Source organism: Candidatus Palauibacter sp. (assembly GCF_965222475.1).
In the GTDB taxonomy this organism is placed as follows: Bacteria; Gemmatimonadota; Gemmatimonadetes; order Palauibacterales; family Palauibacteraceae; genus Palauibacter.
The window spans coordinates 207485-219017 of the sequence record NZ_CBDCUB010000001.1; the positions used below are offsets into that span (position 1 = coordinate 207485).

The following is an 11533-nucleotide window of genomic DNA, read 5'->3' on the forward strand; positions in this document are numbered from 1 at the left end:
CTCTCCCGAGCGCCTGAGAGGGACTGAAGGGAACAGCACCGGAGATGATCATCCACAGAAATCAACCGTCCGTGAAAGCGGGACAGCTCCAATGAGCCAGAGAGACTTTACCGGAAGCAAGAGGCAGGAAATCATACCCGGCTCCTGCACTCGGTCACGGGGGTTCGCACGCCTCTCGGCCTCCACGGCGGTGGGACTGGTCGTAACGGCCTTGTTCACATCCGCATGTCGAGACGGGACAACCGACCCCGAGAGGGTGAACAACTCGCCAGTCGCAACCGGGACGATCCCCGCCCAGACCGTGGACGTGGGAGAAACCGCCACGGTGGACCTGTCCGACTACCTGAATGACCCGGATGGAGATGCGCTGACCTATTCGGCTCAGACCTCCGACGCCGGCGTGGCCACCGCCTCGGTGTCGGGGAGCAACGCGGTCGTGACCGGGGTAGCGAAGGGCGAGGCGGCCATCGCGGTGACGGCGACGGATCCGACTGGCCTCTCGGCACGGCAGAGCTTCAGGGTCGAGGTGCCGAACCGCGCGCCGGAAGCCGTGGGGAACATTGCGGACCTGGAACTGCTTGGTGGAGACACGGTCACGATCGATGTCTCCGGACACTTCGCCGATCCCGATGGCGACGCCCTGACCTTCGAGGCAATCACTTCGGACGAAGACGTGGCGACCGCTTCCGTTCAAGGCGCAACCGTCACCGTCGTCGCCGTTTCCGACGGCACCGCGTCGCTGACCGTCACGGCGAGCGACCCCGGGGGCCTCTCCGTGGAACAGGGCTTTTCCGCCACCGTGGATCGTCCGGGTGACCCGATGGTAGAGTTCCTGACGGGTCCGGTGACCGTCCTCGAGGGCGAGAGGGTCGTCGTGGAACTGGAAGCGCGCCCGGCACCCGAATCGGCACTCGAAGTGGGCTACACGATCGGCGGAGACGACGACCCGCGGACCGACGACGCGGACGAAACGGACCACGACGCCGGGACCGGCGGTACGATTCGATTCGAGGCCGGATCAGGGCGTGCAACGCTCGAGATCACGGTCCGGGATGACGGCGAAGTCGACCCGACGCGCGAGGTCCTCGGAGTTTCGCTCGATACGCCGGCAGAAGGGGCGGGCTACCGGTTGGGTTCCTCCACTGTCGCGTTGGCGACCATCGAAGAGGGCGTGTGCGACCGAACGCCGCGGGTCCGGGATGAGCTGATGGCCATCACGGCGGTAGACCGGTGCCACGCGATGGCAGGCTCTCATCTGGCGGCGATAGCTGCGCTCGACCTGCGGGGGCCCGCGCCGCAGGGCTCGAACGTGGCGTCGGATCTCCGCGGGGCGGAAGGAGCGCGGAGCCGCGGCTGCAGCCCTCGGGAGAGGTCCGCCCTACGTGGACAGAGCAGCGGGCTCCCGGTGCCGGAGCTTACGGAATGTTCGCCGGTAGCCCAAACGCGCATGGCGCCAGCGCCTCCGCCCTCGAGCGCGAGCACGGGCACCGGAGAGGCCCTCACCGAACTGCGCGCCGGGGACTTCCTGGAGCTGACCGAACTGAAAGAGCTGTGGCTGCCCGACAACCATCTGACCGAACTCCCGGCGGGCATCTTCTCCGGGCTGACCGAGTTGCGAGTCCTCATCATGGACCGCAACCGGCTGAAGAAACTCCCCGGCGGGCTCTTGTCGGGACTACCGCGGCTGGAAGTCTTCGCGGTCGCCGACAACGAACTGACCCGGCTCCCGCCCGATCTGTTCTCCGGGCTTTCCCGGCTGGAGCGTGTGTGGCTGTACCGGAACGAGCTGCACGAACTGCCAGCGGGGCTGTTCGCGGATCTCGACAACCTGGAAGAACTTCACCTTGGGGATAACCGCCTGGACGCGTTGCCGGCAGGGATCTTCGCCGGGCCGGGCCGACTCAGGATTCTCACTCTGTACAGAAACCGGCTGGCGGAATTGGACGCAGCGGTGTTTTCCGAACTCGGCGACCTGGAGCAACTGTATCTCTCGGACAACCGACTGACCGAGCTGCCCTCCGGCGTGTTCTCGAACCTCGGCGGCCTGGAGATATTGCCGCTCCACGAGAACCGGTTGACCGGGCTGCCGCCCGACGTGTTCGCGAACCTCGGCAGTCTCGAAGTCTTGTACCTGGACGACAACCGGCTTCAAGGACTGCCGAACGGCCTGTTCGACGGCCTTCCGGGTCTTGTGACACTGCGCCTCGGCGGCAACCGGATCGCCGAGATCGAGAGCGGCACTTTCGCCGGCCTTTCCGGACTCCAATGGTTGCACCTGCATCAAAACCGCCTTGTCCTCCTCGAGCCCGGCGTGTTCTCGGGGCTCTCCGGATTGCAGGGTCTGGCGCTGGAAGAGAACCGGATCCGGGATCTCGGGCCGGGAGTGTTCGACGGGCTATCGCGTCTCCAAATACTCATCCTGAGAGACAACCAGTTGGGCGCGCTGGAAAGCGGTGTCTTCACCGGCCTTCCCGCGCTGGTTGAGCTGTGGATCTACAGAAACCAGATCACGGAGCTGTCGGAAGACGTGCTCGTGGACCTTCCGCTCCTGAGGAAACTGATCATGTGGGACAACCGACTGACCGAATTACCGCCGGGAGTGTTCTCGGGGCTCACGAGGCTGGAGGAGTTGTCCCTTGCCGAAAACCAGCTCGCCAAGCTGCCGGAGGGGATTTTTTCCGGCCTCGCGGCGTTGAAATCCCTGTCTGTGGCGCACAACCATCTTGCCGAGCTGTCCGACGGAGTATTCGCGGGACTTTCGGAGCTGGGCTACCTCAATCTGGGCTTTAATCCGGGCACGCCCTTCCCCCTCGATGTCCGGTTGGAAAGGACGGATACGCCGGATCTCGCGGCCCCCGGGCCGGCCAGGGTGGTACTGTCCCTGGCGGAGGCGGCGCCCTTCCCCATGACGATCCCGCTGGCCGTGGAGGGAGGAACGCTGTCCACCGACAAGGCGACGATCGAACGAGGGCGAGCCACGAGCGAGGAGTTCACGGTGACCATGAACTCGGGCAGCCAGACCGGCACCGCAGTCGTCATGGGGCCGGCACCCCTGATTCTGGAGCCGATGATCGGAGTGCATCTGGTTGCGGCCGACACGCTGGTCCTCTTCACGACCTCGGGCGATGCCTCGGACGGGGAGCCCGACATGGCGGCGCGATTGGAAGAACCGGCGCCGGGGACGGGAGGATTGGCGCCGGTGAATGCTGGTCGCGGTCTTGCTGGGGGCCAAGCCGCGCTCGAAGGCCAATCGTTGTGGGATGGCCGATGGCATCCGAACCGGGCTTGGGATTCGCCGAACGTGACCCACATGAAACAGCGAACGGAGTGATGGGGATCCCAATCGAGTCGCTTGACATCAACCGGCGGGTCCGCGCTGGAGCCGCCCTGTTTGTGGTCAGCGCCATCGCGTGCGTTGATGGCCCGTCCGAACCGGCCCCGATCGAATTCGGCGTCCGCTCGGTAAGCATCAAATCAGTGCCGACGAACGGAGGGACGATTTCCGGCGGTGGGTTGTGGCAGTTGGCGGCGGGACAGATGGTCACCACCACGCTGATTGCGATCCCCAACCCCGGCTACGACTTCGACCGTTGGGCCGAAAACGGAACGACGCTCTCCACCGATTCGGTGTACCAGATGGAGATCACCGGAGAACACGAAGTCTCGGCCCATTTCTCGGTCAACCGGGAATACGGCAAGTGGGGCCCGGGGAACACCTACACAAACTATGGCTTTCCGGGCTACGGGTACGAAAGCCTGGCGTGGACCTTCGTGCCAGTGGCCGATCCGCCCGAGAGCCTCCGTCAAAAGAGCCTCCTGCACTACTACGCGTACACCTTCGCGCTCCATAACTCCTCGCCGGAGGTCGGATTCGGGTACGCGGGATTCCAGTCGGACGGTCACCTCCGGATCCGCGGCCGAAGGCGTTGGGGGAAGGTCGTCAACTTCTCGATCTGGGGTTCGGACGCGGCCCGGACAGACGGGCTCGTGAATCCGCGCAACGCGGAGTGCGAATGCCATCAGATCATGATCCGGTACGAGTGGGTGGAGGGGCGAGCCTACAGGTTCGAACTACGGGCGGGGCCGAGCGGGACGGGCGTCCGGGGGAAGTGGTGGGGACTGTGGGTGACGGACACGGCCACCGACTCCGTCACATTCATCGGCGAACAGCGCCTGCCCACCGCGATAGGGGGCCGGGAATCCACGATGTGGTCCCCGCGTACTTCCGCATTCGGCGAGGACCTGCACTTTTGGCGGTCCCGTAACGGTGCCGAGAGCTTCGTGTGCAGCGACTTCGAGTCATCGTCGCTGGCAGTCGTGGACGTCACGGCGGGCCCGGAGCGGACCCGGCCCATTCAGGTGTCAAGCTCGACCAGCAGCGGCGAGAGCGACATGGGCGAGAACGGTCACCGGACGACCCTCTGCCATGTGACCATCCACACTGCGGACAACGGAGACGTGCAGCACAACATCGGGTTCTGGCCGGAACCTCCGGAGCGGGTGATCGGACGTTGACCAATCCCGCCCCCCTGCCGGGGAGGTCGATCACGCGCAGTCTCCCCTTCAGGTTGGAGTACCGACGCGTTTACGGGATCCTCCCGTCGTTGTTCATCGATGGGGCCTTCCCCGTCCCACTGAGGCGCCAAACTTCCTGGGAGAAGCAATCGAGGTCCCGCTCTTGGAGGTCGACAAGAAGTTCTGGTTAGACGAGCACTTCGAGGGCGAGACACTCCTAAACGAGACGATCACCCTGCACCTGCTCCAGAGTGGCGGCAAGGCAGCGGTCTGGTACGGCCTCCGGACCGAAGTGGGAAGCGGCAACGCCACCAAGCGGGTCGCGCTCTCCGATCCAGACAATGACGGCCGGATGCACGTCGAGATCCCGCTCGGTTACAAGAATGGTCTGGAGGACCCGCCCCGGCCGGGCTTCCGCGGCCGCCTGCTGCTGACGGCGACACCGTGGAATACGTGACCCCGCGACCCGAGTCATCAGCGCCTTAAAGACTAACAAGGCGGATCCATGGTCGCGGCTGCGGCGGGGACGCCTGGGGAAGCATCCACCCCCGAGGAAGAGACAGACATGACCATGGACGCCACTCGAGGAACGCCAAGTCGTTGACGGAGATGCCACGCGGGACGTCAGGCGCGTGCGGACGACGCAAGCGGACGATGGCAGGCCGCGTTCGCGGATGTCCCGTCCCACGAATTCCGCCTCTTCCTGCGGAGACGGAAAATCGTCGTACCTGACCTCTCGGGTGTAGGCCTGCTGCGCATCGTGAACCGCGAGGACGCTCGTCTCCGCAATCGACCGTAGACTGGCAGGCATGAATTCGGCCCGGCTAACCATCGATCGTTCGTCGTCTCCCGCGCAGCTCACGTACGGGGAGCGGTTCAACGCGGCGGCGTGGTACGTGGACCGGCACCTGGCCGAGGGGCGGGGCGACAACGTCGCGATTGAGCAGGCCGGCGCGCGCGTCACCTACGGCGAACTCGCGCGGCGGGTGGGGCAGGCGGGGAACGCGCTGCTCGGGCTCGGGCTGGGGCCGGGCGACCGCGTGCTGATGGTCGTGAAGGACTGTCCGGAGTTCTTCCACTTCTTCTGGGGGGCGGTGAAGGCGGGGATCGTGCCCGTGCCCGTGAGCTACCTCATGCGGGCGCGAGACCTCGCGTTCATCATCGGCGACTCCGGGTGCCGGGCCGTCGTCTACTCGCCGGAGTTCGCGGCGGAGGTCGTGCCGGGTCTGGCGACGGCGCGCACCGGCGCCTGCGGGCTCGCGCTTGAGGCGGAGAGCGGCGTACTCGACGACGTGGCCGCAGCCTCTCCGGAGTTGGAGGCGGCGCCGGCCCGGCCGGAGGACATCGCGTTCTGGCTCTACTCCTCGGGCACGACGGGGCGTCCCAAGGGGGTGCCGCACCGCCACCGGGACATGCCGGCCACCTGCGAACACTACGCGGTCGGAATCCTCGGGCTGGGCGAGGGCGACCGCTGCTACTCCGCGGCGAAGCTCTTCTTCGCGTACGGGCTCGGGAACGCGATGACGTTCCCGCTGTGGGTGGGAGGCACCGCGATCCTCGACGCGCGGCGGCCGACGCCCGAGACCACGTTCGAGACGATCGAGACGCTGCGTCCGACCGCGTACTTCGGCGTGCCGACGCTGTACGCGGCCCAGCTCCAGGCGCTGGACCTGGCGCGGGCGGCGGGTGGCGGCGCCGTGGACGACGGCGCCGCCGGGGGAGGGTCGGCCCGCAGCGGCATGGCGGGGCGGGGCGCTCCAGATCTGAGTTCGCTGCGGCTGTGCGTCTCGGCGGGCGAGGCGCTGCCACCCGACCTGTTCCGCCGCTGGAAGGCGGCGACGGGGCTCGAGATCCTGGACGGGATCGGCTCCACCGAGGCGCTCCACATCTTCATCTCGAACGCACCGGGAGAGGTGAAGCCCGGGAGCACGGGCCGGGTCGTCCCCGGCTACGAGGCGCGGATCCTGAACGAGGACGGGGTAGAGGCGGGCCCGGGCGAGGCGGGACAACTCAAGATCCGCGGAGACTCGACGACGCCCGGCTACTGGAACCGTCCCGAATTGGAGGGACGCTCGATCGTGGACGGCTGGCTCCGGACGGGCGATCAGTATGTGTGCGACGCGGAGGGCTGGTTCCACTACCAGGGCCGCGCCGACGACATGATCAAGGTGGGGGGGATCTGGTGCTCCCCGTTCGACATCGAGGCCCGCCTCATGCAGCACCGCGCGGTGCTGGAAGCGGCCGTCGTGGGCCGCGAGGATGACCACGGTCTGGTGAAGCCGGAGGCGCACGTGGTGCTCACCGAGCCACTGAAGGAGACGGTGGGCGCCGAACCGGCCGCGGACGCGCTCACGGCGGAACTTGTTGCGCATTGCCAGGAGGGTCTCCCGCGTTACATGTACCCGCGCTGGATCCGGTTCGTGGCGGAACTGCCGAAGACGGCGACGGGGAAGATCCAGCGGTTCAGACTCCGGAGGTGAGGATCCGAATCCAGGCGGTGCCCAGGCTGGTTCCAACGAACGTTGTGCGGCTGGTGACAGTGGCGCTGCTGGCGCTCGCGGCGCCGGGTGTCCACGCGCAGGTCCTGCATGACACGGTCGGGATCCAGTTGCGGGGCATGGCTCGGCTCGTCGAGTCCGGCGCCGGTACGTGCAACGTTTCGGAGGAGCGCGAGACGGCGGTTTCGTACGCGGAGAAACGGCCGAACCACGGCCAGCCCGTCGACGTGTGGCAGTTGGACTTCTTGTTGTACAACGGGTCGGAGGGATGGCTCGATCACCTGGTGGCGGACTACCGGATCGCGTCAGAGGATCCGCCCTGTACCGACTGGAGTTGGCCCGAGGCCGGACGTCATCCGGGCCTGAACGCGTGGGGGAATGTCGCCGGACTCATCCAGCGAACGGGAAAGGGCGAGTTGGTCGCCCCGGGTGAGACGTTGACCGACACGAAGTACATCTTCGTCTTCCACGAGCACCAGCCGCGGTTCGAGACCGGAAGCGTGGACTTCAACTTCGTGGACGACGACGCCCCACCCGCGCCCTCTTCCGTCGACCGCAGGGAGGTTTGCCCGCGGGGATCCAGCGCATACCCGTGCTGGATGGAATTGGCCAATCCGCCGGGATGCTACATGTGGGTCCAGAGGCACACCAATCCGACCGTGACCTGGAGCGGGGAGTGTTCCAACGGGTACGCTCAGGGGAGGGGATCGGCCCGCTACACCTATCGACCCGGAGCCCAACCCTACCGGCCGGACCACACGGCTCAGGGGCTCCTGATCGACGGGAAACGGTACGGACGCTGGGTCACCCGGTTTGATTCGGGGCTTTCGATGGAAGGCCCGTATTTCGATGGCCGGGAGCACGGCTACTGGACACGTCGTCGCAGCAGAGGAGGAGAGCACGAAGGGCTCATGCAGCACGGGAAGGAGCGCGGCGACTGGATGGAATGGGCGGAAAACGGGACCATCGCGAGAGGACCCTGGTACAACGACGACGAGGGCCCGCTTCGCCTCACGATGCCGCATGGCTACTGGATATACTGGCTCCCGGACGGGACCACCCACGAAGGGTCTATCGTGCGGCGTATTGCGGAAGGAAACTGGCTTCGCTGGGAGTCGAACGGACGCGTCAGCCAGTCCTCCTACGTTGCCAACGAACTCCATGGCCTGACGATCTACTGCCGGCCGCGGGGAACGACGATCAACGGCGTACAGATCTATCGGCGCGGCGAGCTCAAATCAGACTATGGTTCCCTCGCCGCCATCCCCGATCCGGAACTGGCGAGAAGAGTCGTGTTCGAGTGTGCCCACCTGTTGGGGCTGACGCGCCCCGCACTGCACGGTTGAGGTCCCGGAGGATCATGGCGGGCGTCAGGGCTACGCCGTATTCGGGCGGCGGGCCTCCCACGAATTCGCCCCATTCTCCAGCCAGCCCTCCGCCGTCGGCCGCTTGACGCAAATGGATTGTACGGTGCCGGCCCAACCCCGGCGGAGGTGGTGACTTGCCTCGGGGATCGGTCGTCTGCATGGAGAGGCTATTCGGCGCACGAAACTCGGTGACCGGCAACACCCGGATCACATGCTCGAAGAGGGAGACCCCATGTCCGGAGGTCGTCGTGCCACGCTCACCGTCATCCTCGTCATCGCCCCGCTCGTCAGCGCATGCTCCATGCTCTTCATGCGACGACCGCCCGGGGCCGAGGGGCCGGTGGCGCGTGGCGACTGCACCCGCAGCGTTGCCGCTCCCGTCATCGATGGCCTCGTCGGATTCGGCCACCTCGGACAGGCTGCGGGAATCTGGGGGGATTCGCGTGATGCGTTCGACACGGAGGAGGCCTACGACGAGCACCGCATCGGTTCCGCCATTATCGCGGGCGCGTTCGCCGTCTCCGGGATCCACGGTTTCGAGTGGAGTGGAGAGTGTCGGCGACGCACCACTCTGAGCGAGCAGGCGGTTCGCGACCATCTCCGTGTTCTGGCGGCACGGCAGCTGGGCGACCAGCAGAAACAACCTTGGTGAACCCCTGCGGAGCCATCTCCTCCGGCGGGGATGCTGCACTCAGCGACGCCATTCCGACGTGGCGGGGAGGCCCCGGCTGATGAGCACTTCGAGTCCCGGCTCTCCAGACAGGGTGGCCGCGAGATCCGGCCGGCCAAGTGCTGCGGCCGACACGTCCAGGATGCCCCGAATGCGCCCGGTGCGTTGATCGCGCAGGATGGCCATCGGCCGATTCGTGCCTCGGTCCAGTGTGGCGATGCCGCCAGGACCCGTCAGCGTCACGCTGGCGAGGTTCCCCGCCCAGTTGGCCTGCGCCGGTATCGCGAAGGCGAATGACGAACTCCCGTCGCCATCGGCCACGTCGGGCATGGCGAAGCTGAACGAGAAGAGCACGTCGCCGTCTGCCGTACGGGCGGTAACCCGGTGTTCGCCGGGAGACTCGGGGAGTGAAGGCGGCGCCTCGACCACGAACGCCGGATCGAGATACGGCTCGCCGTCGGCGTTCACTCCGCCCCAGACGAACAGGGCGTCCCCGGACGCCCCGGTCCGGCGCTCTTCGTCGTAGATCCGGAAGCGCAGCGCGTTGGTGAAGTGGTAGTCGCTGGCCCAGTCGAATTCGCAGTAGGACATGAAGTCGAGGGCCAGTCGTGATACCACCGCGTTGATGCGGAAATCGTATCCCCACGCTCCGATGATACCGTCCGGGTGGGGATACGACGGGTCAGTGCCGCCTGCACCCCCGCACGGCGCGTGATAGAGGCTGAAGTTGTGGCCGAATTCGTGTGCGATCGTCGAAGCGATCGGTTCCGCAATGCTCGATCGACCGGAGATGTACCCCCGCCCGGCCCCGCCGTCGATGTCGTCGATCATGCCCAGGTAGTAGCCGGCTCCACCCTCGATCGTGCGGATCGCTTCCGTCTTCTGGAGCAACTCGCGACTTTTTGTGTTGCTGGTCCTGACGGGTGCGTGTGCGGTGACCGCAAGCTCGGATATCGGCAGCATCATGCGCGTATCCCCCAGCAGCTCATGGCCCTCCGGGTCGGCCGCCATGGCATGCACGATGTCCACGATTGTCGTGTCGGTACTGCCGGTCCAGAGGAACGGGATCAAGGTGATGTCCATCGGCGGCACCTCCCGCACGTCGATCGTCATGCGGCCGGCGGCCGGGATCCGATTCGTCCGCAGGATGCCGGACGCCAGCGTGCGGTCCGGATCGACCTCGATCACGACTTCCAGACCGGGCTGCACCGCGGATCCAGGCACCTCGAGGTTGCCCGACAACGACAGGTTCCGTTGCTGCAACTCGGTGGGAATCGGCCTGGATCCCGCCGGAATGTCCCCGACATACACTTCCCGGCCGTCGATGAAGAAGCGGGCTCGAATCGGCGGGATGACCGCGGTCGTCCGGCTTGTGGCGAGCACGAAGACGCGCAGCAGCGCTCTCCTGCCCGCGACCAGCGGAACCGGGTACGCATGCGATTGCACGGCCTGCGTCAGAGACGCCATCGGTTCAACCGCGTCCGCACACGATGCGATCCGACGCTTGGGGACCGTCTCGAGCCAGGCCTGGAAGCCGGGATCGGCGGGCGCGCACACCCCGGTGCCGCCGGCCAGCAGCGCCCGCACCTGGCGAAGGTTCTCGAAGGTGGATGGAAGCGGACCGGACATCCCGGCGTTGTGCGTCACGGCCAGGTGCGTGAGGTTCGCCAGCTCACCGATCTCCGGCGGCACCGGACCGGACAGCTCGTTGGATTCGAGGGAGAGTCCCCGAAGATGCGTGAGACGGCCCAGTTCGGGCGGTATAGAACCGGTCAGATTGTTTCCCGAGAGCGTGAGAAAACGCAGTTCGGGCAGGTTCGCGAGTTCCCTCGGGATGGTTCCGGTCAGTTCATTGTTCCACAGCACCAGGTTGCGAAGGTTTGCGAGACGGCCGAGTTCCGGCGGGAGGGGACCCGAGAGACGGTTGCCGGTCAGAGAGATTGATTCCAGAGCCGCGAGGTTGCCGAGTTCCGGAGGAATGAAGCCGGTCAGCCCGTTCCCTCGAAGTGCCAACTGTACGACCCGGCCATGCTCGTCGGTGGTAACTCCGCGCCAACTGTCCAGCGGGGCCTCGGTCAGCCAGAGGTAGCCTAGCGTCCAATTCGGGCCGTCCGTCGCGTGGTAGAACGTCGCGAGAGTCACCCAATCGGCGGTCGCCACCCTGATCTCCGCGGATCCCTGGACGGTTCCGCTCGAGGCGGTGATCGTGGCGGTTCCGTCGGCGACTCCCGTCACGAGCCCCGAAGCATCGACCGCCGCGACCGAAGCGTCGCTCGATGTCCAGGTCACCCGCGCGCCAGCCCCTGTGACCGTCGCCCTCAGCCGGAGCGCATGACCGATCACCAGCGTGTCGGCCGCCGGCGTCACGGTGACTGCAGGCTCCGGTGGCGGGGCGGCCGGATCCGCCGCGTCGGCGCACGACAGCGCGGACAGGACGGCTGGACCGAGAAGCAAGCGACAGCGCATGAAGCTCCTCCCGAGGC

The 11533-nt window shown here is 66.5% G+C and carries 7 protein-coding genes; 6 read left to right on the forward strand and 1 reads right to left on the reverse strand.

From position 1 onward, the window contains the following. Positions 1-256 precede the first annotated feature (256 nt). From ACOQPP_RS00900 to ACOQPP_RS00925, 6 genes are all read left to right on the forward strand, one after another. On the forward strand, positions 257-3331 hold the full coding sequence (locus ACOQPP_RS00900) for a leucine-rich repeat protein (RefSeq protein ID WP_420635660.1): 3075 nt from the start codon (positions 257-259) through the stop codon (positions 3329-3331). Further along, positions 3331-4515, forward strand: a complete 1185-nt coding sequence (locus tag ACOQPP_RS00905; protein ID WP_419164352.1) for an InlB B-repeat-containing protein — start codon at positions 3331-3333, stop codon at positions 4513-4515. Before ACOQPP_RS00900 ends, ACOQPP_RS00905 begins: the two co-directional genes overlap by 1 nt. Positions 4516-4678: 163 nt before the next feature. After that, entirely contained in the window at positions 4679-4972 is a 294-nt protein-coding gene (locus ACOQPP_RS00910; protein ID WP_419164353.1) for a hypothetical protein, read from the forward strand. Positions 4973-5324: 352 nt separating this feature from the next. Next, entirely contained in the window at positions 5325-6995 is a 1671-nt protein-coding gene (locus ACOQPP_RS00915; RefSeq protein ID WP_420635661.1) for an AMP-binding protein, read from the forward strand. Positions 6996-7048: 53 nt separating this feature from the next. Then, on the forward strand, positions 7049-8359 hold the full coding sequence (locus tag ACOQPP_RS00920) for a toxin-antitoxin system YwqK family antitoxin (RefSeq protein WP_420635662.1): 1311 nt from the start codon (positions 7049-7051) through the stop codon (positions 8357-8359). Positions 8360-8612: 253 nt separating this feature from the next. Further along, positions 8613-9032 carry a hypothetical protein gene (locus ACOQPP_RS00925; protein WP_419164356.1) on the forward strand — a complete coding sequence of 140 codons (420 nt, stop codon included), beginning with the start codon at positions 8613-8615 and terminating at the stop codon, positions 9030-9032. Between the two features lie 39 nt (positions 9033-9071). Here ACOQPP_RS00925 and ACOQPP_RS00930 read toward each other — a convergent pair whose 3' ends face one another. Continuing rightward, on the reverse strand, positions 9072-11516 hold the full coding sequence (locus ACOQPP_RS00930; RefSeq protein ID WP_420635663.1) for an Ig-like domain-containing protein: 2445 nt from the start codon (positions 11514-11516) through the stop codon (positions 9072-9074). Positions 11517-11533 lie beyond the last annotated feature (17 nt).

Bases quoted from the DNA above. Each gene is read 5' to 3' on its own strand.
- ACOQPP_RS00905 (WP_419164352.1), top strand. From the start codon at position 3,331: ATGGGGATCCCAATCGAGTCGCTTGACATCAACCGGCGGGTCCGCGCT.
- ACOQPP_RS00915 (WP_420635661.1), top strand. From the start codon at position 5,325: ATGAATTCGGCCCGGCTAACCATCGATCGTTCGTCGTCTCCCGCGCAG.
- ACOQPP_RS00925 (WP_419164356.1), top strand. From the start codon at position 8,613: ATGTCCGGAGGTCGTCGTGCCACGCTCACCGTCATCCTCGTCATCGCC.
- ACOQPP_RS00930 (WP_420635663.1), bottom strand. From the start codon at position 11,516: ATGCGCTGTCGCTTGCTTCTCGGTCCAGCCGTCCTGTCCGCGCTGTCG.